This window comes from Sediminibacterium ginsengisoli (assembly GCF_900167075.1).
GTDB lineage: Bacteria > Bacteroidota > Bacteroidia > Chitinophagales > Chitinophagaceae > Sediminibacterium > Sediminibacterium ginsengisoli.
In genome coordinates this window covers 410,840-434,541 of sequence record NZ_FUWH01000003.1, presented here as the reverse complement: position 1 = coordinate 434,541, position 23,702 = coordinate 410,840, and the positions used below count along the sequence as shown (strand labels likewise).

Below are 23,702 nucleotides of genomic sequence, written 5' to 3'. Positions count from 1 at the left end.
TGTGTCAATATTGGTTTTGCGGCATGCCGGTCAGTCTGATGATTTCCTCGGGTAATGGCAGTGCAAACCTCCTTGAATTGGCTGGCAATACGATCGTTTCGTTACTGATGATCCTTTTCAGGCTGATATTTGCCCCTTCCTTATTCAGCCGTTTGATATCCATCCATCTGACATTACGGAACACCAGTTCTTTTTTTCTTTCCGTTAGAACTTTATTCAATGCATCATCCGGGTTTGTGGCTGTAATGGCGCTGAACGTACCTGTTTTTATTCTTTTGGCGAGGAGCGTATTCAGATCAGTCATTGCCGCTGAAATATTACCGGCCCTCGCATAACATTCTGCCCGCATCAGGTATACTTCATCGGTTGCAATACCCGCAAACGGTTTGTCAGATTCATCATAGCTTCCTTTAAATGCATAGCTGCCGTTATTGTTATTTCGGAAAAACAAGGTTTTGCGCAGATCGTTATCTGCATAAGAGCGATAAAAACTGCTGTCAATTTTAGCGCGCGACATGTTCAGGGCCGCCGTTAATGTAAGACACTGCCCAAACAAAACTTCTGCGTTGAATTTCGCAAACGGGAATGTGAGTGCTGCATTGAATGTGTTATAATCAATGAGTGTACTTTTCAGCTTCAGGCAGGAATCGGCATATAAACCCGCTGCCGGATAATTACGCATGGAAAGATATGTTCTGGCAAGCAGGCCATACGCCGCAGGTTTCGAAAACCTGGATACACTCAGCTGATTCACATCCAGCAGGCGGATCGCTTCTTTGAAATCCCTGATGACCTGTTCATAGGTTTGTTTTACGGAGGCGCGCGCTGACGGAATATTGAAATCTGAACTAAGCCTTAACACAATGCCAGGATCCGTTGCTGCAGTATTGTCATCATAGGCCAGCGACCATACAAACGCTGCGCTGAGAAACGACTTTGCACGCAGGCATAGCGCCTGTCCCATAATATTATCCCATTCTTTTGCATTCTTCGGAGTCCTGTCAATTTTAGAAAGTCCATCGATGCAATTATTGGCGATATTGATCACTTCGTATAGCAGGTACCAGTCATTATTAGAAGGTATGGTGCCGATGGTAAAAATATTTTCATTCTTCCACGCATACATATTCCTTATCTGTTCGGCAAACGCTAGATAATCTGCATCTGTTACATAATAGGAGTCGGCGCTGGTCTCAAGTGAACCAATATCCCTGTTGTTGATATTCACGTAATTATCCAGCAGGGCCTGAATATCTTTCAGTTCCGTTGGAACAACCAGCCGCACATCTGGTTTCGTATCTAATTGTTTCTGGCATGATAACAGGCAGGATAATGCCAATACATATATTGTTATATAAACCTTTTTTATTGTTTTCATTACATTGTTTTTGCTGATTGAAAAATGATCAGAAGGCTACCCGCAGACCCAATGACAGAGACATCGGTGGTGGAGGTACCGCGGTTGTTGCCGTATGATAATCCGGATCCAGGCCGTCTTTATTAGCGCGCCATAAAATGCCGATATTATTCATGGTCATATAACATTGTAACCGCTGAAACGGCAACGGTAGTCCTGCACCTTTTTTAAACTCGTATGAAAGGCTGATGTATTGCAGGCGGATATGATCCCCTTTACGCACAAGGATTTCAGATCCGTTATAAAAAGCATCCCTGGCTGAATTTGAAGGGTAAGGCATCGAAATCACATCCGTCTTTAATTCATCGCCCGGCTGCTGCCAGCGTTTTTCGTAATCTGAATGACCGGTACCGGTTGAGAACAGCTGGCTGTAATTAATCGACTCTTTTTTGAAATAGTAATTGAATTTATAGGTGATATTCGCGCTCAGTGAAAAAGCCCTATATGTAAGGGTGTTCCGGATTGCACCGAATACCGCGGGCAATGCCCGTCCGTTATATACGATATCTGACAACTGCGTTGCTGCGCCTGTAAGATTTGTATAGTTTTTGCTTACCTGACCGTTTAAATAACCCATCGGGTCTCCATTGGCCGGGTCGAGACCCGCCCACCTGTAAGAATAAATTCCATACACCGGATTTCCTTCCACCCGGGTGAGCGAGAGCAAACCCGGACCACCAACAAATGCACTTCCCTGTTTATTACTCAGGAAAAGTTTTGTGATCTTGTCTTCATTATAACTGAAGTTCAGCGTGGTGCTCCATTTTATCTTGCCTGTTGTGTTAAGACTGCTGAGTTCTATATCTAACCCCTTCACGGTCATGTTTGCCGCATTTTTTATGATAGATGTGCCCACGCCGGTGGTATAATCGATCTGATCTGCGCCAAACAGATCACGGCCCTGCTTCACATAATATTCTATGGTTCCGCTTAGTCTTTCCGATTTTAAGCGAAAGTCAACTCCGGCATTCAACATGTTTACTTTTTCCCATCTCAGCTCCGGGTTTGGATACTGACCAATAACAGCATATTGGGTTTGTGTATATGGAGATGCTCCGCTATAGGCAATCGTGAGTACGGAAGATTTACTTTGATCGGCATTGCCGCTGGACCCATAGGTTAACCTGAATTTTAAATACGGCAGCGCCTTAAGCCTGTAAAAAGACTCCCGCGATACATCCCATGTAATACCCGAAGAAAACAATGGTGTCCATTTCTCATTGGTGTTCACGCCAAACATATTGGACGCATCTTTCCGGAGGCTTCCTGATATCGTGTACTTTCCTTTATATGTATATGCACCGTTTCCGAAGAAGGAAATAAACCGGTTATACCTGCCGCTGAATACATTGGTTGTGCCGATGAATGATTTTGTTCCGGTTACAAAATCAGGGTATGCGGTTGTCGGGTCAACATTTCCTGCTACCATTAACTGTTCATCGTAGCCATAGGTCCGGAAAAAACTGCCTGTCAGATCCGTTTGCCTGTACTCGGCACCAGCCAGCAAGGTAACTGCGTGTTCGTTCCAGGACCGGTCGAAACCAAGTTGCCCCCGTATACTATGAGATTCTGTCTGGCTATTGTTATTGGTGAGTATTGCACCAATGGGTACTCGGTTCACAACATCACCCGTAACATAATTGATCTGTGTATACCTATTGATAAGATCGCGTGCTGCATAGCTGTTCAAACCCTGCAGCAGGCTCTGGTTCGACTGTTGTTTTTCATACTGGTATTTAATGTCTGCTGTCAGTCCTGCGAATAATTTATGCTGTATAGCAAGATTGATCAGCACATCCTGTGCCGGTGTAGATGTGGTATTATACCGGTAATCGTTTAAAGGATAATAGTTCCAGTCGAGCAACCTGCCCCCGCCTGCGGTATCTGTATAGCTTCTGCGGAGTTTGTCTATTGTAAGCGCATTACCGTTGTTGTCTGCCAGCTGTGCATAAGGATAAAGTTTGTATGCGCCGGCGCCGCTGATATCCAGGTAACCGTTTCTACCGGAACCGGTATTGCTCTGTGTTAAATAGATCCCGGCATTGATCATCGTATTTTTTGCAACCCGGTAATTACTTTCCCACCGCAGGTTGGCGCGTGTGTAGCTGGCAGCTAGGTCTGTCAGGTTTTTATCATACCCTGCGGATAAAAGCCAGGCCATGTTATTACTGCCGCCTTTTAATGTAACAGCATATTGCTGCCTGGTTGCCTGCTGGTAAACATATTTATTGAAATCATTCCTGACATCGATGCTTTTCAATGCGTTCAGCTGCGCATCGGCCTGAACGCTGCTGAGTGTTCCAGCCGTTTTTTTCAGCAGGATCTCTATGACCGGCGAAAGACCGGGTCTCGAGGAAGAGCTGATATTGGATGCGTAATATCCTTTATCGTAAAGAAACCTTTCAACGTCGATATAGTCAGGAGATCCGATACGCCGGATCGCGCCGAGATCTGTTTTACCTGCAAATGTAAAGTTGGCATTGAACTCAACCGACAATGGCTGGTTCAGCCTGCTTTTACGGGTAGTGATCACGATCACGCCGTTGCCAGCCCGCGAGCCCCATATTGAAGCCGCGGCGGCATCTTTCAGCAATGTAACAGATTCCACATCATTCGGGTTGATGTTGTTGATATCGCCTTCATATGGAAAATTATCCAGCACTATTAATGGCTGGCGCGGGCCCTGTATCGTGCTTAATCCGCGGATGGTGTAATTAACTCCGCCCTGCTGTGTTTTTTTATCCGCAATAAAACCGTTCGCAACTCCGTCGAGCCGGCTTAATACATCCGTACTGACCTGCTGGTTATATAGTGAACGGTTTACTACTGCAAAAGAGCCCGTTGCCCTTTCTTTCGGCAGTTGCTGGTAGCCGGTGTTCACTATTACTTCTTCCAGGTTACTCATATCCGGTTCGAGCGTTATAGACAATGATCCGGAAAAAGGTAAGCGCACCGGTATCCGCCGTGTTTTATAGTTAAGCTGCGTAACAACAAGCGTATCTGCAGGAACGGTAAGCAAGATCGTAAAGCTTCCGTCCTGCTTTGAAATGGTTTGTTTCCCGGATACTGAAAAATGCAATTGAACATTTTCGATGGGGCGGTCATTTGTGGCATCCCGCACATGTCCTCTGACTGTGCTTTGCGATCGGGCTGTGCCCATCAATAAAAGAAAAAGGCATACAATAGACGTGATTTTCATACTGTTAATTTTGGTGATTGAAAAATGAGTGCTACGGGGTCTTTTCTGTTAACACCAGCACTTCCACAAGTCTTTCTTCCTCTGTCATGTCAAGCCCGAACGGTTGCAAGGCTGCTCTCAATGCCTGCAGGTCGCGGATGTCTGAGATCTGCAGGGCGAGATCGATATTTCCCTTGTAATTGGTCTCATCCAGCACTATCGGCGGAATCCGTTCCTGTATATTCCAGTTATTCAGATGACTTAAAAGCGTGCGGACAGGTTTATTCCGGAGCGAAAACCCGTTTTTAGAAACATGTGATTCGGCTGGCAGACCGGAGTTGGCAACCTGCACTTTTTCATTGCGGATCAGGATCCGGCATTTAACCCGCTTTTGTTCTATGCGACCGTTCAGGTGCAGGTTATTATTAAGATCCGAAAGCATCTGCTGCATCAATTGTGATTTCGGTGTTAGATCGGGAGCGGTTACTTCATAGCAGTACAGGTTTTTCTGCTGCCAGTCTGTTCGCTGCTTCGCGTCTGCAGGCAAAACGAACCTGGCAGAATCCTGTACTTCAAGAATGATCCTGTTACCGGGCAACCGATCTTCTATTACCCGCCTGTAAAGAGCAAGCACCGAATAATTCAGGTAATAATAACGTGTCGTTCCGGGATATATACCCTTCGATTCACCTTGAGTTCTTCCGCCAATTGCCGTCATATAACCGGAAAGTGCAGACTGGAATAAAAACTTCGGGGGTATTTCTCCGTTCCCTCTTTCAAAAAATGAACGGCCCGCATCAAATTTCATCTGTTCATATTTGAACGGAAGCGAGAGTGCGATGCCACTGAACCATTTGCGCAGATTCGCCTCATTTACATGGCGCGCTTCTGTGATTGCACTTACCTTCCTGTTGCCGTCGATCCATACTTCGTGCGGAAATGCCCGGTGTGGAAACCAGTTACTAAGAATACTGTCTGCCGTTACAAACGGTAGCTTCAACCCCTTCGCTTTGGGATTTTCTTTTAAGAAAGCGCGGATCTTGGCCGTTGGTTCATAACAGACCACCAGTATCTGCACGGAGGTATCGAATTTTCGCTGGAGACTGTCCAGATGCGGCAACGCAGCAATGCAAGACCCGCACCAGGTTCCGAAAAAATCGAGGATAACCGGTTTGTTCTTCAAGGATGATAGCTGGATATTAGAAACGGGGTAGTTCAGGATATTTGATAATCTTATATCAGGCACTTCATCACCGATCGTTAACGATCTTAAAGATGGCTGTTGGCTATAGATCAGTAAAGGCAATAGAATAGCCATTACGCAAATGAGTCGTTTTTTCATACACGGTTGAATTTTCATCCAGGGCCTTTCAGACCAGGATCATGACAATAAATGGAAAATTAAATGTGGGCACTCCGGTTAAAACGAAGTGCAGGCTGAGGAGCAGAAAAGATTTGTTAATTGTCTTTCTTAACCCCCTTCTTACCTATACGGGGTTCTTTGGTTTCTTTGAAAATTGTGTCTGCAGCAATGCAAGGCCACATCCTTTTAACCGGTAAAGCAAATACACATTCTTTAATAACGGCCAGGTGTTCTTACGGGCATGCCTCGCATGTTCATACTGACGGATCAGCGCATGCAACAGCAACTGGCGCATGGATAGCCTGTATCGCTTATGAAAGAATGTTTCGTACCATGGTTGCATAACATGCATAGCTCCGCTTTTAATGAATAATAATATTTCCCTGATTGAATAATGAACCCGTCTGTCAGAATATATACACGCATATAAGCGTATACAGCATGCCCGATAGGCATCGATACGGTTTGCCTGGTCCGAAGCCGGTAATAATGTAACAGGCAATCCACCGGTAGTATTGATATAATCCGGTTATGTGCCCCGCCAACTTCGCAGTCTATACTTAAACGACATTTATAATGCTTCTATCCAAACAAATGAAGCATTACGAATGCCTGTTTCATAAAGATATAAAACAATTATTTATTGTATGCATATAATCCTACAATATTTTTCTTTTTTATCGTGAATTTTTGTAGATGAATAACACGAGGGATGAAAAAATGCTGAAAAGCTTCGGAAAGCACCTGCAAAAGATCCGCAACCAGAAGAAGCTCAGCCTGCGCAAGCTTGGCGATCTTGCCGATGTCGATTTCAGCCAGATCCACCGTATTGAAAAAGGCCAGAGCAACCCTACCCTCACCATGCTTTTTGCCCTCGCCGGCGGTCTTGAAATTCCTGTGGATGAACTACTGAACTTTTAAAAAAAAAGGCACCCGCTTCCGGATGCCTCGTAATTCTTGTTTTTGTCTTTACTGCACTGTTGGTGGTTCCTTTAATAATGATTTCCGCTTCGCTTCTTTTTGCTCCGGCGTCAGTCCGCGCTGGTAATTGTAAATCGCGTTTTCCCAGTCGCCGTAAATGGCATTGGGCAGCATAATGAATTTCTGTCCCCAGCTCGTACGTACTTTATCTGTCTCTGCGGCGCGTTGTGCAAGGTCTTTTTCTTCAAAGAATGCTGTGAAATCTGTGAGGTTATCTCCCAGCAACATTACTACCTGGTAGTTTTGCATTACTTTTTTTCGTCTTTCTTCTTTGGATGATGTTGAGGATTTGAATAAGGTATGTGCGGTGTCTGCATCCGGCAATTTCAAACCCTTCAGGTTATCGATGGTACGGACCACATCCGATGTATCCCTGTTACTGATATAAAAGATGCTGATGCCCTGTGCTTTCACCCAACGCAGAAAATCAGATGCACCCGGAACTTCTGTTGCGGCTGCCAGGTTCACCCATTGTTTCCACGAAGCGCCGGTATATTCTTTTCCCTCTTTGATCAGCTTTGCTTCCGAATAACTGTTATCAAGAATGGTTTCGTCCAGGTCGGTAACGATCGCCCACTTCTCTTTACGTTTCTTTTTCTTCAGTTGCAGTTCGAGTTGAAGTTTGGCTGTATTGAATGCCTGGTAACAAAGTGCCCGGTATTCCGCTGCTGTCTGGTGGAATAATACGGGCAACTCTTTTACCGGTGCCAAGTCCGGTTTCGTGATATTCTGTGCGGTTGCAGATAATGTGATCCCGGTTAATACTGCGATCAGCAACCTTCTCATATAACGTTTCATACACTTCCTTTTAATACTTGATGCAATTATTGCTGTTCCTTCCGGCAGAAAATTATTCCCTGCCGGTTCGAACATGCAAATTACTGACAAAAACTTCCTAATTTTTAGCATTGTTTCTTTAACAACCCCTCCGTACTATGTCATCCAGGAGAAATTTTATCCGCCAATCCGCGCTTGTTGCCGGCGGCAGCATGTTCGCTTCGGCTTTTCAGAATGAAGCATTCGGCTTATTCAAGCAGCCCGGCTCACCGGCTAACAGGGTCAATATCGGCGCCATCGGTATCAATGGCATGGGTTGGTCTAATATAAAAGCGGCTTTGAAAGTGCCTGATGTGGCGATCACTGCGCTTTGCGATGTAGACCGCCAGGTGATCGATAAACGGCTCGCGGAGCTTGCCGACATGAAAATAGACACGTCCGGCATCCGTTGCTATACCGATTACAGGCAACTGCTCGATCAGAAAGAGGTAGATGCAGTGATCATCGGTACGCCCGATCACTGGCACGCATTACAGATGATCCATGCATGCCAGGCCGGTAAAGATGTATATGTTGAAAAACCTGTAGGTAATTCCATTACCGAATGCAGGGTCATGGTTGCCGCTCAGCAGAAATACGGCAGGATTGTACAGGCCGGGCAATGGCAAAGAAGCCAGCAGCATTTCGGCGATGCCATCCGTTTTGTGCACAGCGGACAATTAGGCAATATCCGCACGGTAAAATCCTGGTGTTACCTCGACTGGAAACAACCCCTGGAAAAAAAGCCCGATTCTCCTGTGCCTCCCGGTGTTGATTATAAACTATGGCTGGGACCGGCGTCCGACAGGCCTTTTAATATTAACCGGTTCCATTTTACCTTTCGCTGGTTCTGGGATTATGCAGGTGGTTTAATGACGGACTGGGGTGTTCATCTGCTGGATTATGCCCTGATGGGAATGAAGGCCGATACACCCAGGAGCATTGCATCACTCGGCGGCAAATTTGCCAAACCCGATTCGGCAGACGAGACCCCCGATACCCTGATGGCATTATATGAATTTGAAAATTTTAATCTGATCTGGGATCATGCGATCGGTATCGGGAATGGCAATTATGGTAAAGACCATGGCATTGCATTTATTGGCAATAACGGAACCCTGGTATTGAACCGGGGCGGCTGGGAAGTGCTGGAAGAAAAGAAGAACAGTTCCAAAGTTGTGGTTCCGTTTTCAAAATCATCCGATAATGGTCTTGATAAACATTGGATCAATTTCATTGGTGCTGTACGCTCGCGTAAATCTGAAGACCTGAATTGTCCTATAGAAGCCGGTGCATCCATCGCAACGCTTGCGCAGATGGGTAATATTGCCTACCGGAGCGGGCGCAAACTCGAGTGGGATCGCGCTGCAGGCCGTTTCCGGGATAATGAGATCAATAAAAAATATCTTTCCGCATCTTACCACAATGGTTATGCCTTACCTAAAATCTAGTTCATTATGAAACTTGTTTGTTTTTCGATTGCCATGTTCTGTTTTGCTGCCGCCAAAGCCCAAAATGTAGACAGCCTTGTAAAAGAAGCCGCCAAAACAGAAGTCTGGACACCCGTTCCGGCTGTGGTTACGCCCGGAAAAACCAGCTCAGATGCGCCTTCCGATGCAATCATACTTTATAATGGTTCCAATGCCGATGCCTGGAAAACAAAAAAGGGAACCGCGCCCGGTATTGTAAAACAGGCCGATGGCTCTTTCATTATTGAAAAAGGAACCGGCGATATTATTACCAAACAGGCATTCGGTAACTGTCAGCTGCATGTGGAATGGCGTTCTCCGGCTGAAATAGCGGGCAGCAGTCAGACACGTGGCAACAGCGGTATTTTCCTGATGGGCAGGTATGAGTTACAGGTGCTCGACAGCTATGAGAACCCTACTTATGTGAACGGGCAGGCCGGAAGCATTTATAAACAATACATTCCACTGGTCAACGCCTGCCGCAAGCCCGGCGAGTGGCAGAGCTACGATATCATTTTCACGGCTCCGAAATTTGATGCCAATGGCAAGCTGATCTCTCCGGCTTATATTACCGTATTGCAAAACGGTGTACTGATCCAGAACCATGTAGCTATCAAGGGTTCCAGTGAATGGATCGGCGCACCATCGTATACGGCACATGCCCCAAAAGAATCGCTGGTGATCCAGGATCATGGAAAGGATGGCGGTATTGCAGCCGGTTTCCGCAATATCTGGATCCGTGAGCTTTAGTAATCAGTATATGATCAGAATGTTTTGAAACCGAAATCCCCGTTTTTCGTTTGCTGCACTTTTGTACTCAGTGCATAGAACAGGTTCAGGTAATTGATCAGGCCGTTGTTTCCGAGAAAATTATCCTTGCCATAACCTTTGCCGAAAGAGTAAGACAGGGCAACATTATCAGATAATTTATAGCTGATATCGATACCATATTTGTTATCTGTATCTGTTTGGCGGTTATAATAGGTTTCGCCGTTTACAACAACGGATTTGGTTTGGCTTGTTTTGTAGCGTAATACGCCCCAGGCAGACAGGGTAAAACTTTCTTTGGCGCCGAGTGCGAGGTTCAGTCTGAAAACCGCATCGTAATTATTTCCTGCTTTAATTGTATCGATGGAAAAATCGTGCATATACCTCAACCCGATGGTTCCGTCGATCTTATCTTTTGCCGAGATGTTGAAGGAATAATTCCCCCAGAAAGAAGCCCGCGTTGCTTTTGAGAACGTAAAATCATTGGTAGGGAATGCAAGACCCAGGCCGCCTGCAAATTCCAGCTGGCTTACGTTGCGCAGTGTTGCGCTTATCGTATCGGTTAGTTCTTTCGCGAGATCCGTATTCCGTATATTATAATAGGCAGAAGCCGTGTCCACAATTGCATCGCCGAGGGTTCCGTATAGTACACTGTCTTTCCCTTTCAACATCGGCGCAATATTATTGGCGTACAGGATCAGTATGGCTTCTGAATTACTTTTGAACGGTTCGCTGGTTTTCTTTGAAAGATTCGTGTTGATAGAATCCTTGAAAGCGGCGATCGTGGCATTGGAATTAAACGCAGCAAGATAGAGAGAGAATAAAGACTGCCAGTTGGTACTCTGCGCCCTTTTCTTGTTAATGAACGTTTCAAGGTTTTTACGCATCTCGGCAATAGATGATTTTCCATTGCCCGTTATTACCGGCAATCTGAACCCGAAGCCCATTGCCTGCACGGTATCTGCGCCATAAGGCACTTTGGATGAAGCAAGAGAAAGAGAAAGGTTCCGCAGGGAAAACGCTTTTTTATCGAGGTAGTTTTTATAGGTGAAGTTAGGGCGGTCTTTTAACCAGTATGGCGAAAACTCCAGCGAAAAGGTTTTGGGTATACCGACCTGGTCGTTCGACACAAAATTCTGGAACAGGGATGCCTGAAGCGCATTCCAGTTATTGGGCTTTGAAATTTCAACAGGGCTGATCCCTAATACTGTAAACGCGGGTGCTGAAGATGGAACAATAGATGAAATATTGCTCTGTGCGTGCATTTTTATTCCTGCTCCGCAGATCATCAATAATACGAATAGCTTTTTCATAGACTAACTGAACTGCAATTTCGTAATGAAGGTATAGGTCTGAGCAGGACTGGTTTCTACCTGGCTTGTTCCTGCCGGAGTTATATTACCCAGGTTGCTGAGGTCTAGCGGAGCCGTGCTGATATAATAGCTGACGATCTGGGTAAGGCTCGCTGGATTGGCATGTATGTCGGTGGTTGATACCAGGAAGGTTTTGTTAATAATAGCAGCACCTGTCCCGATCAGGGCATTTTCAACATCCGGGTTAAAAACGGTCATGTCTGCATTGATGAACGCGGAACTTCCAACCTGTCCGTTCCCGATGATCACAGTAAGATAATAAGTTTGATTGACATCTGTGGTCGTGTACTTAACGGTAGCACGTACGGTGTTAGAAGGCATGTTTTGGTTGCATTTATGTGAATGATGAAATATTTAATACAATTTTAATACATGTATTTCAAAAATGCAATCGTAATTCTACGCATCCTTAACCGCTGGTAATTTTTTCGGCAAATACTTATTGTACCGGGGCTGCTATTCATGCTATATTGCATTTTTATCTGAAGCAGACGAATGATATGGCAGTGATTGCATCTCCCGCAGCGGTTTTAAAAAATGTTTTCGGTTATGACCGGTTCAGGCATAACCAGGAAGAGATTGTTTCACAATTACTTAATGGTGATGATGCCGTTGTGCTGATGCCTACCGGTGGCGGAAAGAGCCTTTGTTACCAGGTGCCGGCCCTGTGTTTTGATGGCGTAACAATTGTTGTCAGTCCGCTGATCGCGTTAATGAAAGACCAGGTAGATGCACTAACCCTCAACGGCATCAGTGCGGCATTTCTCAACAGCAGCCAGCATGCGGCAGAACAGGCCGTTATTCTGGAGCAGCTCAGGAAAAACGAACTGAAGCTTTTATACGTTGCACCCGAGCGGCTCGTTGGGGCAGACCAGCAGTTCCTCCAGTATCTTTCAGGCATTAATGTCTCGTTGTTCGCTATTGACGAAGCACATTGCATCAGCCAGTGGGGCCACGATTTCAGGGCAGAATACCGCTATCTGAGCCAGCTCAAAAACCGTTTTCCCCAGGTTCCGCTGATCGCGCTGACGGCAACTGCGGATGATATTACGCGCAGGGATATTATCGAACAACTGCAGCTACAGCAGGCCCGCGTCTTTGAAAACAGCTTTAACCGGCCGAATATCCGGTATACCGTTAAGCCGAAAAAAGGTTATTACGATGAGCTTGTGACTTATCTCCATGCACACCCGGGAGACAGCGGTATTATTTATTGTCTCAGCCGCGCTTCTACGGAAAGCCTTGCCAAAGACCTTGTGAACGATGGGTTCAATGCTGCTGCTTATCATGCGGGCCTCGAAAAAACTGTCCGGGATAAACACCAGGAACTGTTTCTTAAAGACGATATCCGCATCATTGTTGCTACGATCGCATTTGGTATGGGCATCAATAAAAGCAATGTTCGTTTTGTGATCCACGCCGACCTTCCTAAAAATATAGAAGGCTATTATCAGGAAACGGGGCGGGCCGGTCGTGATGGACTGGCCAGTGAAGCGTTACTCTTTTACAGTGCGGGCGATGTGATGAAGCTGCGCAATTTTTCAGTAGTTGAAAATAATGAGGAACAGACAAGGATCCTCATGCGCAAACTCGACCAGATGGCTAAATTCTGCGAAACCAGAAGCTGCCGGCGGAAGTACCTGCTCAATTATTTCGGCGAAACCGCAGCGGCTTATTGCGGCAACTGTGATACCTGTCTCAGTAAACCGGAACTCAGCGATCGTACCGTTATCGCACAGAAAATCCTCAGTGCGGTAGCAAGAGTACAGGAGCAGTTCGGTATGCATTATATAGCAGACCTCTTAAGAGGCAGCAACAGTGAAAAAATAAGAGCCGAGCATAAACAGCTGAGCGTATATGGTTTAGGTAAAGACCTGCCAAAGGAAGAATGGGTACACTATATCAAAGAATTGCTGCATGCCGGTTACCTGGTTCAGGCAGAAGGTACTTACCCCCTGCTCAAACTGACACCGGCAAGCAAGGATGTGCTGTTCAATGGTCAGCGGGTCTTCCTGGCTGCACCTGTTCAGGTTATTGCAGCAAGGGAAATGCCGGAGCCGGTTATTTACCAGCAGCACAACTATGAAAAAGAACTTTTCGAGCAACTGAAGCAGTTAAGGAACCGTATTGCCCATGAAGAAAATGCACCGGCCTACCTGATCTTCAGCGACAGCACTTTACTCGACCTGGCTACATTCCTTCCGGGCTCCAGGGAAGAATTACTCTCTGTTTCAGGCTTTGGTACTTTTAAAACGGAGCGTTATGGCGGACCATTCCTGGAACTCGTTCAGGATTATTGCAACCGGCATGATCTTACAAGCCGCATGAAACTCAGGCAGGCTAAAAAAGAGAAAAGACCGCGCGCAGAAAGAAACCCGGATACCAAAAAAGCCAGTTATGACCTGTTTCGAGAAGGACATTCAATTGAAGAGATCGCAAAAGCAAGAGGACTTTCCACTGTAACAGTTGAATCTCACCTGGTATATTATGTTCTTACCGGCGATATCAGCGTGTCGGAATTTGTCAGCCCGGCCAAACAGGCACTGATCGAAGAAAAACTACGCGAACTCGGAACCCAGCGGCTGAAAATGATTAAAGAGCAACTGCCGGATAATATCAGTTATGCCGAAATTAAAATGATGATTGCACACCTGGAAGCACAAAAGACTTCTTAAACTTTGGCGAATTGCTTTGCAAATTCCAATGCCCTGAGTTCGGCATAGGTATAATTGCTGTTCCTGATCATAAATCCGCAATGACCGCCTGTTGCCGGAACTTCAAGGTAAAGACTTGGGTTTTCTGCAGCCTCTTCGTAAGGAATACAGGCCGGTACCAAAAACGGATCATTAAGTGCCTGCACGATAAGAGAGGGAACACGAATCTTTTTAAGCGCGGGTTTTACACTGGCATTCCGGTAGAAATCATCTGCGTCGTCAAAACCATGCAATGGTGCAGTATACCGGTTATCGAAATCACTGAAATTTTTAATGTTGTGAAAACCCTCGGCACTGATCACACCAGGAAAGATTTTTTCCTTTGCTTTGATCTTTTCGCCCAGTTTTTTGAGGAAGCGCTTCAGGTAAACACGGTTTTCTTTTCTTGTTAGCGCTTCGGCACAGGCTTTCAGGTCGCAGGGAACAGAATAACTGACTGTGCTTGAAACTTCAGTCGGCAGACTATCCGTGTTTTCGGCCACCGCCCTCAGCGTAAGGCTTCCCCCCATACTGAACCCGGCCAGCACCACGTCTTTATAGCCGTATGTACCGATTGCATATTTAAGTACAAAATGCAGGTCGGCAAAATCGCCATGATGATAAAACCTGGGGAGCCGGTTCATTTCACCGCTGCAGCTCCTGCAGTTCCATGCCAGTACATCATAACCGTTGGCAACAAAAAGCTTTGCCAGTCCTCTTACATATTCGCGGCTCGAATCGCCTTCAAGACCGTGCGTGATGAGTACCAGTTTATCTGATGGCTCAGGGTTGCGGTGCCAGTCAAGATCAAGGAAATCTCCATCGGGAAGTTCGACCCTTTCCCTGTCTGTATAACGGAAGTCGATCCTTCTTAACAATAGCGGGAATATCGTTTGCAAATGACCATTCAGGTGCAGGAATGCCGGGCGGAGTATAGGCGTTTCTAGTACAGGCATAAGAATTGTTATGATGCAAAGTTAACGAATGGCGGCGCTGCGAATTTGTTCTATCTTCAATGTATGCAAGGAAACAAGTACTTCAAATACCTGAACCTGCTCTCCTTTTCCGATACAAAACGGACAAGGGATATTTTCCAGGTAAATCCTACCGTGATACCCGCACGTGAAGAACCGGCAGAAGTAAGCATCAAAATTTTCGATTATTCGCCCGACAGCTTCGACGAACACGGCCTGGAAGATGCTGCCCAATGCATCCGTTATAAAGACAACGGGCGGATCTCCTGGATCAATGTAGATGGTATCCGGAAAGCAGATATAGAAAAGATCTGCGCACAATTCGGCATACATATGCTGATACAGGAAGATATTCTCAGTGTGGGGCAGCGTCCGAAGATGGATGAAATGGAGCCGGTGCTGTTCTGCCTGCTGAACATGCTTTATTTCAATGAACAGAACGGTTCCGTGGAAACAGAACAGATCAGCATTGTACTGGGTGATCATTTCGTATTATCATTCCAGGACGATGCGCAGCGGGATGTTTTCAATCCTATCCGCGACAAACTACGCATCGCCGGAACCAAGCTCAGGCAGAGCGGAGCCGATTATCTCTGTTATGCCATGCTCGATATGATCGTGGACAATTATTTTGTTGTGATGGAAAAGCTCAGCGAACGGATCGAGTTCGTGGAAGACAAGATCATCCGCAGCGGTAACAATAACCGCGCGCTTGCAGAGATCAATAACCTGCGGAAAGAACTGATCGTACTCAAACGAAATGTGAACCCGGTGCGGGACCTGATCAATGGTTTTATCCGGAGCGACAGTGATCTGCTGGAAGAGCGCACCACCAAATATTTCAAAGACATCTATGATCATATCATACAGGCCACCGATCTCGCGGAGAACTACCGCGATATGATGATGAGCCTGCAGGACCTGTATCTGAACAACGTCAACCTCCGAATGAATGAAGTAATGAAAGTAATGGCCGTTGTTACCTGCCTGATGGCTCCGGCAACGGTCATCGGCGGTATTTTCGGAATGAACTTCGACAGGATTCCCTACATACACGATAAATACGGCTTCTTTATCGCAGTTTCCGCCATGCTGTTCATCCCGATCTGGATGTTGCGCATATTCAGGAAAAGGGGCTGGTTCTGAAAATAAAGCGGCGCGGACAAGTTATCCGCGCCGCTTTTATCGTATTATTTCTTACGGTCAGATCTTCACCGTTTTCCATTTACCCTTCCTGAAAATAATTACGCTGGTAACAGCGATACAGGTTTCCGTGATCACAATGGCCAGGAAAACACCCTGCGGACCCAGTTTCCAGACAGAAGCCAGCAGGTAGGCAAACGGGATCTGGAATATCCAGAACCAGAACAGGTTGATCCAGGTTGGCGTGCGACTGTCGCCGGCCCCGTTGAACGCATTGATCATCACCATACCTACGCCATAGAAGATATAACCCATGCTTACTGTGCGTAATGCAGCAACACCGGTCTTCATTACAGCAGGATCGGAATTTATGAGGCCAACAAAAAATTCAGCCCCGACGATAAACAGCAAAGAAACCGCAGCCATGAAAATAGCGTTGTAACGGGCAGTTTTCCAGACAGACTGTTCTGCTCTTTCCGGCAAACCGGCACCAAGGTTCTGGCCAACCAATGTAGCGGCGGCATTGCTGAGCCCCCATGCCGGCATGATAAAAAAGATCAGCAACCTGATAGCGATCGTATAACCTGCAATAGCATCACTGCCAAAGCCGGTAATAATACGCGCCATTGCGATCCAGCTTGCAGAACCTACGATAAACTGCAGTGTTCCTGTTGAAGCAATACTCAACAGGCTTTTAAGTATGGCAGGATCGGGTTTGAAATGATGGAGCTGAATGCTGATCACACCTTTTCCTTTAAATAAACGGTAAAGCTGGTAGCAGACACCAATGCCCCGTCCTATGGTTGTTGCAATAGCGGCGCCCGGCAAACCGAAGAAATGAATGAGTAAAGGACAAAGAATGATATTACAGATATTGGCCAGCCACAGGCTGCGCATGGCAATAGCGGCATCTCCCGCCCCGCGGAAAATTCCGTTGATCAGGAATAATAACATGATCACGATATTGCCGGCCAGCATGATCCGTGCATAGGAGGTTCCCATGGCAATGATCTCGGCGTTTGCACCCATTAACCTCAGAATAGCATCGGCAAAGAATAAACCGGCTACAGAGATGAGTATGGAAAAAGTTACTGCTATCATGATCGCCTGCGCACCGGCTTTTGCGGCACCTTCGGGGTTTTTCTCACCAACCCGTCTTGCAACAGTGGCAGTAGCGGCCATGCTTAAACCAATGGCTACAGAATAGATCAGCGTGAGAAAAGATTCCGTTAACCCTACCGTTGCGGCAGCGTTGGGACCGAGTTTGCCGACGAAAAATATATCGACCACGGCAAAGACAGACTCCATACACATTTCAAGTATCATGGGTACTGCCAGCAGGAAAATGGCTTTGCGTATGCTTCCCTGGGTAAAATCCTGGTGTTCGCTGTTAAGCGATTCCTTAATATAAGAGAGCAGGCCTTGTTTAGGCTGATTGCTATTTGTGTTCATTTGAATGTTGATTTAATAAAACAGAAATCCGGCGGTATACAGGTACCGCGAAATAAAAGAAGCCGTAAGGTTCGGGCTTGTCGGGAGAGAACTAAGCCCTGCTTAGCAGATGATCATAAAAAAGTATTAGTGGACAAAAGTATTGTTTTCATCGTATCTGCAAAAAAACAATGATGAATGGGCATGACTTTTTCTGTTGTTTCAACCGTAAAATCCGGAACGGGCAGCATTCATAAACATATTGCTGGAACGATTCGTTATATTTAAACCATGAAAACATACGCACAATACCTCATCGTTGCAGTTGCGGTTCTGGCAGGATGTTTTATTCTTGCCGGTGCCTACAAATACAAGTTTCGTTCTGCAGAAACCATTGTTGTGACGGGACTGGCCGAAACAGATTTCACCAGCGACCAGATTGTGTGGAAAGGCGTATTCAACCGTTATGGCTCAGACCTGAAACAGGCTTATGCCTTGTTGAAAAACGATGAGGCAGAGATCGTTGCTTACCTGAAAGGAAAGGGTGTGGCCGACAGTAACATTGTTTTCTCCGCAGTTGATGTACAAAAAAATTTCCAGAACACGTTCGATGATAACGGCAGGGTCACCGGAAGTTCGTTCAGTGGTTATACGCTGAGCGGTGCGGTAACCGTGGATTCAAAAAACATCGCACAGGTAGAAGCTGTTTCGCGAGAAGTAACTGCGCTGCTGCAGAAGGGAATCGAGTTCAACTCACAAAAACCTGATTACTACTACAGTAAACTGAATGAATTAAAGATAGACCTGCTTGCAAAAGCCGCTGAAGATGCCAAAAACAGGGCCGAAACCATTGCCAGAAGTTCAAAGATCAGCCTGGGCAACCTGAAAAAAGCCACGATGGGCGTATTCCAGATCACCGGGAAGAACAATAACGAAGAGTACAGTTACGGCGGATCTTTCAACACAACTTCACGGGAAAAGACAGCATCCATTACCTTGCGGGTTGAATATCTGGCGAATTAATTATGATGAATCCTTTCACTACCCGCGCGGCAGTTACCATTACCTGCCATAAAAGACTTGCTATTTACCTGGAACAGGAAGTAAAAGAACTCGGTTATACGATTGAAGAAACTTTTATGACCGGGGTACGTTTGCATGCTTCTATAAACGAATGCATCCGTTTGAATCTTCAATTACGCTGTGCCAGCCAGGTGCTGTACAGCCTGTTTTCTTTCCGTGCTGCTGATGCAGATGCCGTGTATAAGAATCTCGTTCGTTTTCCCTGGGAGAATATCATTCCGGATAACGGCTATTTTTCTGTTACCAGTAATGTTAATAACGAAACCATCAATAACAGCCTCTTTGCCAACCTCCGTGTAAAAGACGCTATTGTAGACCGGTTCCGCGAAAAGAAAGGCACGCGTCCTTCCACCGGTGCAGAACTTACCGGAACAGTGATCCATCTTTTCTGGAAGAATGACGAAGCAACCATTTTCATCGATACCTCCGGCGATTCGCTGGCCAGACACGGTTACCGCAAGATTCCCGGGCTTGCACCAATGCTCGAAGGACTGGCATCGGCCACTATTTATGCCACCAGGTGGGACCGTACATCCGCTTTTGTTAACCCCATGTGCGGTTCCGGGACCGTAGCCATTGAGGCCGCGCTTATAGCCACCAACAGAAGACCGGGTCTGTTCCGCACCAATTATGCTTTCATGCATGTAAAGGGTTACGATAGTTCCGTATACCAACAGGAACTCGAACTGGTCCGGAAACAGGTCACAGAAGTTCCGGGCCTAAAGATCATCGCAACAGATCTCAGCAATAAAGCAGTAGCGAACGCAGAAAAGAATGCACTGGCTGCGGGTGTTCATCACCTGATCAGTTTTTCGGTCTGCGATTTTGCGGCAACTGAAGTTCCGCAGGATGTGCCTGGTGTTTTTTACGTCAACCCCGAATATGGCGAACGGCTGGGCGACCTTACAGAGCTTATTGAAACCTATGCGCGCATCGGCGATTTCATGAAACAAAAGTGTAAAGGCTACTTTGGTTATGTATTTACCGGCAACCTGGAGCTGGCCAAAAAAATCGGGCTGAAAGCCAAACGCCGCATAGAATTTTATACCAGTACCATCGACTGCAGGCTGCTGGAATATGAATTATACAGCGGCAGCAGGAGCGAAAAATCCGGTTCCTGACCTTACCCGAAAATATGATCCAGCATAGCCTGTAAAAAACCGGCTATCAGCGGCGAGCTGGCCACCAATACTTCAAATGTCTTTTTGATAATGGTTGAAGAAAGTTTGTTATTGCCCGTGCTTTCATCTGCTGCCTGAACTGGCACGCTGTCTACAATTGCTTTAGAGGGCAGGTATACGATCAGCAGGATAAAAGAGTGCAGGATACCGTACATATACACCAGGTCGTACCGGTAAACCTGGTAACCCATTGCCTTGTTCAGCTGTTTTACATAATCGAGACTATTCAGGCCCGAATAGAGTACGCCGGTAGAAAATACAGCAAGGCTTAATATTACTGCAACCAGCAGGAAAAGGATATTGAAGGTTTTACGGATCTGCAAAAGTGATTCCTGCATGCTGTCCTGTTTTATTTCTTCCGGTTTGGCTGTTTTACTGATCATACGCATCCGATATGCACACCATAGCATGCCTGCAAGACAAAGTGACGCTGCGGAATAGCCGATTGCATTCACAAAGCTCATGCGTTCATGAACATCCCTGATAAAAAAGATTTCCCGTACATATACATCATCCGCTCCATAAAAAACACCCAAAAACACTGAAGCAATCAGCAAAACAGAAATAAAGATTGCGCTACGGAGAAAGAACCGGGGCGTTAACCAGCCATCTTCCGATTTATTTCCCTGCTGCATAAACCATAATACAAGGAAGAAGCAGAAAACAACATATAATGGTGCCTGGATAATCAGCACGCACAGCCAAAGGCCGAAGGCTGGATACTTGCAGATAAAATCATTCAGAACTGCATACTTTTTTACCGGCAATGTTGTGGTGTATTCTATCCGGCCATTGGGTAATATACTATCCGCATAAACAAATGTATGTGGCAGGTTGAGCCTCATTGCTTCTTCAGATGATGTGTCTGACAGATAGTCCATTTTAGTAATATTGAGGCTATCGGGCCTGAGGAAAAATTTTTTTGAGATTGATTGTTCAAATGCAGAATCAGGCATATTGTAAGAATCTTCTCTCAGTTTTGCCATGGCGGATACCGCTTTTTTCCCTCTCTCTGTTACAGCCTTGGCGCTATCTTTTATAAATGCAGCTGACATCTCCCGCAGGATCAATGCTGGTTTCAGGCTTATTTCCTGCCATGGTTTTGATTTTTTATGTATGCCGAGAAGTAAAAGCGAATAAACCAGCAGTGTTATCAAAAACAAAATCGCGGCTGTCTTGATTCCCAGGGCAGATTCCGGCTTTCCTTTTTCAGGAGCCGTTGTTGATGGTTCCATTTCTTCAGTTAAGTTGGTTGGTAATGCTGGGGGGAACTACAAAATACTATTTCCGGTAATGATTTGCAATAGGGGTGAAAATTAAAAACCCGCCTGTTTGGTAACAGGCGGGTCGGTGATCATGGATATTGATCCCTTATTTGTCCAGCTTCTTTACAATCGCTTTTACGTTGTTTTCAATTTCTTTATCGGTGAGCCGTTTACCGTTTACGTCAGATGTTGTCCAGCCCTGCCAGATGGTTTTGTCGTTATTGGCATCCATCATCGTCAGTGTCATGGTTCCTTCTTTTACGGTTTCCACGCTGTTATCATAGCCGATGAACTGCGGCGGATAATAAACGGGAACCCATCTCCGGCCTACAGGGTTATAAAACCATCTTGTAAATGATTGCGAATAGGTTGGGGTTGACACGTTGCGGTTTTCTTTTTCAATCACCACATCATATACCAATAAAACATCCGGGTTATTACTCACCTGTTTCCAGCCTATTTCCTGGAGGTTTTTGTCAACGCTCGCCTTTATTTTCCGGTCGGTCAGGTCATTGATCTTGATTTTATTTGCCGAGGCGTCTTTTTTATCTACAGCATCTACCCAGGCGTATGTTCTTAACTTGCTGAAATCTATATTATTGTCTTTCTGCACGTGGGCTGTGCCGGCGCAGCCAGACAGGATTAACAGGCTTGCTATCAATCCCGTTACCCATTTATTCTTTTTCATACATTTTCTTTTACTGGTTAAAGGATCTTTCCTAACCATATAAAGCAACTTGTATGCCGGGTAATACTAATGTATCGCTAAATATATCTAAACGGGATGTTAACGGATGCGCCTGATCTCGAAAATGGGAACTTCCGGAGAAAAGTATTGATTGCGATCTTTTTGTGATGATATTTTCCGCACCACATTCAAACCCTTAACTACACTTCCGAATGCTGCGTAGCCCAGTTTATCTACCGCATTTTCACCGCCGTAATCAAGGCCCGGCTGATCGTCGATACAGATAAAAAATTCGGTGGTTGCCGTTCCGGGTTCGGCGCGGGCAAGAGATATGGTGCCGTCGGTATGTTTGATGCCGGTTTCCTTTGTGCTTTCGTGCGGGATACCTTTTATCTGTCTCGCTTTTTCATAGTTCGTTTTCCAGATACCACCCTGTATCAGCTCTGTTTTGGGCGCGTTCGACGGCTGGTTTTGTAAATTAAGAACCCTGTAAAAAGAGCTGTGTGCATAAAACCCTGAATCGATATAACCAAGAAATGCCGCTACTGTTTTCGGTGTCTGTTTGGCATATAGTTCTATATCGATGTCTCCGAACTGGGTCGTGATCCGGATCATCGGGTTACCGGCATCGGAATATTGTTTTTGTTTACAGGCAAAGCAGGAAACCAGTATAATAAACAGGATCTTTTTCATCTTCTGAGTTGCGGATTTTTATTCCTCTATTTCAAACAAAAAGAACTGGGTGATCTCTTTTTTCGAAAAATTATTATCTGCCACCATTACAAGTGAACGGCGGCCGTTCGGCAATTTAGGACCGAATGTCATTCCCTCCACATTATCCACATAAATACCCAGCTCGTCCATGTTCATCACAAGCGCTTTTTGTACCGGCTTTTGCGGCGGGTTTTGTTTCAGCGAATTTTTCGGCCTTACATTTTCCACGCCGTTCAGGTCTGCCAGGAATATTCGTATGGTGCATGCCATTCTGCCGGTGGAAAAAGAACGTTCCATTACCAGCAAACGATTGTTTCCGAAATCGAGAATATCCGGTATCCCGTTTACCTTAAACGCACCGGCCGAATCTGTAGGGTAGGCAACCGGCTCCAGCTTATAAGCATATTGCGCGGTGTTCTTGCGGGTGTTCGTATTGAACTTGTAGATCCTTGTCCAGGCATCCAGCGGCATGACATCGGCTCGCGGACCATCTTCATAACGTGGTTCTTCCAGGCTTACATAGAGCGTTTTATATTGATCTGCGAAAGTCAGTCCTTCAAGTACACCATTCTGTCTTGGTCCTTTCTCTGTTGCATGCATCCGCAGGTTTGCGGGCAAAGGGAATGCGCCAAGATCTGTACCATCCGGCTTAATGATGTTGATGGATGGATTCTGCAGTATGGTGTCTTTTTGTTTAACTATGCGTTCCCCCTCGCTCGTCCAGATAAATTGCTTTCGCTTCGGATCATAACGCATGGCTTCCGGATCGGGTGCGTGGTATTTATCTTGTTTGATGCCCGGGTATGGCTGACCGTTCTTCTGCAAAAGAGTGGTTACTGCCTGAATGATCACCGTGTCGATTCCTTTTTCATTCGTTTGAATACGGGCGGTATAATACCGTGCCGGATTGAATTCGGAACGATCATCGCAGATCATATAATAAACATCCTTCTCCGGGTCATAATCAATTCCCGACAAACCACCCACGGTTGTTCCATCAAACAAAGGATTATGCGGCAATTCATATTTGCCAACCAGGCGAAATCTTGGAACTGATGGTTTGGGTTGCGACTGTTGTGCTAAAGAAAGCATTGCAGAACAGCCGAACAGGAGTATGAAAGATATTCTTTTCAAACTTGTGGTTTTGCCTGTAAAATTAAGCCCT

General features: G+C 45.8%; 20 protein-coding genes. 7 read left to right on the top strand and 13 right to left on the bottom strand.

Annotated features, from left to right (window positions below; translation table 11 throughout):
- Positions 1-4: 4 nt before the first annotated feature.
- The 4 genes from B5D42_RS07600 to B5D42_RS07585 form a co-directional block, all read right to left on the bottom strand.
- Positions 5-1,378, bottom strand: coding sequence for a RagB/SusD family nutrient uptake outer membrane protein (locus B5D42_RS07600; RefSeq protein ID WP_078830850.1), 1,374 nt, complete (start codon positions 1,376-1,378; stop codon positions 5-7).
- A 28-nt stretch (positions 1,379-1,406) separates the two neighbouring features.
- Positions 1,407-4,616: a SusC/RagA family TonB-linked outer membrane protein gene (locus B5D42_RS07595; RefSeq protein WP_078830849.1), complete on the bottom strand. Its 3,210-nt coding sequence runs from the start codon at positions 4,614-4,616 to the stop codon at positions 1,407-1,409.
- Positions 4,617-4,647: 31 nt separating this feature from the next.
- Positions 4,648-5,937, bottom strand: coding sequence for a TlpA family protein disulfide reductase (locus B5D42_RS07590; protein ID WP_176112941.1), 1,290 nt, complete (start codon positions 5,935-5,937; stop codon positions 4,648-4,650).
- 145 nt (positions 5,938-6,082) lie between these two features.
- Entirely contained in the window at positions 6,083-6,310 is a 228-nt protein-coding gene (locus B5D42_RS07585; protein ID WP_139367041.1) for a hypothetical protein, read from the bottom strand.
- 344 nt (positions 6,311-6,654) lie between these two features.
- Between B5D42_RS07585 and B5D42_RS07580 the strand changes: the two genes are divergently transcribed.
- Positions 6,655-6,879: a helix-turn-helix domain-containing protein gene (locus tag B5D42_RS07580; RefSeq protein WP_078830847.1), complete on the top strand. Its 225-nt coding sequence runs from the start codon at positions 6,655-6,657 to the stop codon at positions 6,877-6,879.
- 48 nt (positions 6,880-6,927) lie between these two features.
- On the opposite strand, the gene B5D42_RS07575 is transcribed toward B5D42_RS07580, so the two are convergent.
- A complete protein-coding gene (locus tag B5D42_RS07575) occupies positions 6,928-7,737 on the bottom strand; it encodes a 5'-nucleotidase, lipoprotein e(P4) family (RefSeq protein WP_176112940.1) in 810 nt (269 codons plus the stop codon).
- 137 nt (positions 7,738-7,874) lie between these two features.
- Between B5D42_RS07575 and B5D42_RS07570 the strand changes: the two genes are divergently transcribed.
- Complete coding sequence (locus tag B5D42_RS07570) at positions 7,875-9,206, top strand: Gfo/Idh/MocA family protein (RefSeq protein WP_139367040.1); 1,332 nt, start codon at positions 7,875-7,877, stop codon at positions 9,204-9,206.
- Positions 9,207-9,212: 6 nt separating this feature from the next.
- Positions 9,213-9,974 (top strand): 3-keto-disaccharide hydrolase, encoded by a 762-nt coding sequence (locus B5D42_RS07565; protein ID WP_139367039.1) that lies wholly within the window; start codon positions 9,213-9,215, stop codon positions 9,972-9,974.
- Between the two features lie 14 nt (positions 9,975-9,988).
- On the opposite strand, the gene B5D42_RS07560 is transcribed toward B5D42_RS07565, so the two are convergent.
- Both B5D42_RS07560 and B5D42_RS07555 read right to left on the bottom strand, forming a co-directional pair.
- Entirely contained in the window at positions 9,989-11,305 is a 1,317-nt protein-coding gene (locus tag B5D42_RS07560; protein ID WP_078830845.1) for a hypothetical protein, read from the bottom strand.
- Between the two features lie 3 nt (positions 11,306-11,308).
- Positions 11,309-11,686 carry a hypothetical protein gene (locus B5D42_RS07555; RefSeq protein WP_078830844.1) on the bottom strand — a complete coding sequence of 126 codons (378 nt, stop codon included), beginning with the start codon at positions 11,684-11,686 and terminating at the stop codon, positions 11,309-11,311.
- Between the two features lie 179 nt (positions 11,687-11,865).
- Between B5D42_RS07555 and recQ the strand changes: the two genes are divergently transcribed.
- A complete protein-coding gene (recQ, locus tag B5D42_RS07550) occupies positions 11,866-14,040 on the top strand; it encodes a DNA helicase RecQ (RefSeq protein WP_078830989.1) in 2,175 nt (724 codons plus the stop codon).
- Here the strand turns inward: recQ and B5D42_RS07545 are convergent.
- Complete coding sequence (locus tag B5D42_RS07545) at positions 14,037-15,014, bottom strand: YheT family hydrolase (RefSeq protein WP_078830843.1); 978 nt, start codon at positions 15,012-15,014, stop codon at positions 14,037-14,039. The two genes, recQ and B5D42_RS07545, sit on opposite strands and share 4 nt — an antisense overlap.
- Before the next feature lie 63 nt (positions 15,015-15,077).
- On the opposite strand from B5D42_RS07545, the gene corA reads away from it, so the two are divergent.
- Positions 15,078-16,178: a magnesium/cobalt transporter CorA gene (corA, locus tag B5D42_RS07540; RefSeq protein ID WP_078830842.1), complete on the top strand. Its 1,101-nt coding sequence runs from the start codon at positions 15,078-15,080 to the stop codon at positions 16,176-16,178.
- A gap of 57 nt (positions 16,179-16,235) precedes the next feature.
- Here corA and B5D42_RS07535 read toward each other — a convergent pair whose 3' ends face one another.
- The gene (locus B5D42_RS07535) at positions 16,236-17,627 is read right to left on the bottom strand and encodes an MATE family efflux transporter (RefSeq protein WP_078830841.1); all 1,392 of its coding nucleotides are present in this window, start codon (positions 17,625-17,627) and stop codon (positions 16,236-16,238) included.
- Between the two features lie 270 nt (positions 17,628-17,897).
- On the opposite strand from B5D42_RS07535, the gene B5D42_RS07530 reads away from it, so the two are divergent.
- On the top strand, positions 17,898-18,629 hold the full coding sequence (locus tag B5D42_RS07530; protein ID WP_078830840.1) for an SIMPL domain-containing protein: 732 nt from the start codon (positions 17,898-17,900) through the stop codon (positions 18,627-18,629).
- Between the two features lie 2 nt (positions 18,630-18,631).
- Entirely contained in the window at positions 18,632-19,810 is a 1,179-nt protein-coding gene (locus B5D42_RS07525) for a THUMP domain-containing class I SAM-dependent RNA methyltransferase (protein WP_245825604.1), read from the top strand.
- A gap of 2 nt (positions 19,811-19,812) precedes the next feature.
- On the opposite strand, the gene B5D42_RS07520 is transcribed toward B5D42_RS07525, so the two are convergent.
- The 4 genes from B5D42_RS07520 to B5D42_RS07505 form a co-directional block, all read right to left on the bottom strand.
- A complete protein-coding gene (locus B5D42_RS07520; RefSeq protein WP_139367038.1) occupies positions 19,813-20,856 on the bottom strand; it encodes a hypothetical protein in 1,044 nt (347 codons plus the stop codon).
- A gap of 385 nt (positions 20,857-21,241) precedes the next feature.
- Positions 21,242-21,823 (bottom strand): DUF4136 domain-containing protein, encoded by a 582-nt coding sequence (locus tag B5D42_RS07515; protein ID WP_176112939.1) that lies wholly within the window; start codon positions 21,821-21,823, stop codon positions 21,242-21,244.
- 99 nt (positions 21,824-21,922) lie between these two features.
- Complete coding sequence (locus B5D42_RS07510; protein ID WP_078830837.1) at positions 21,923-22,516, bottom strand: peptidylprolyl isomerase; 594 nt, start codon at positions 22,514-22,516, stop codon at positions 21,923-21,925.
- An 18-nt stretch (positions 22,517-22,534) separates the two neighbouring features.
- Positions 22,535-23,671 (bottom strand): esterase-like activity of phytase family protein, encoded by a 1,137-nt coding sequence (locus tag B5D42_RS07505; protein ID WP_078830836.1) that lies wholly within the window; start codon positions 23,669-23,671, stop codon positions 22,535-22,537.
- Positions 23,672-23,702: the final 31 nt, after the last annotated feature.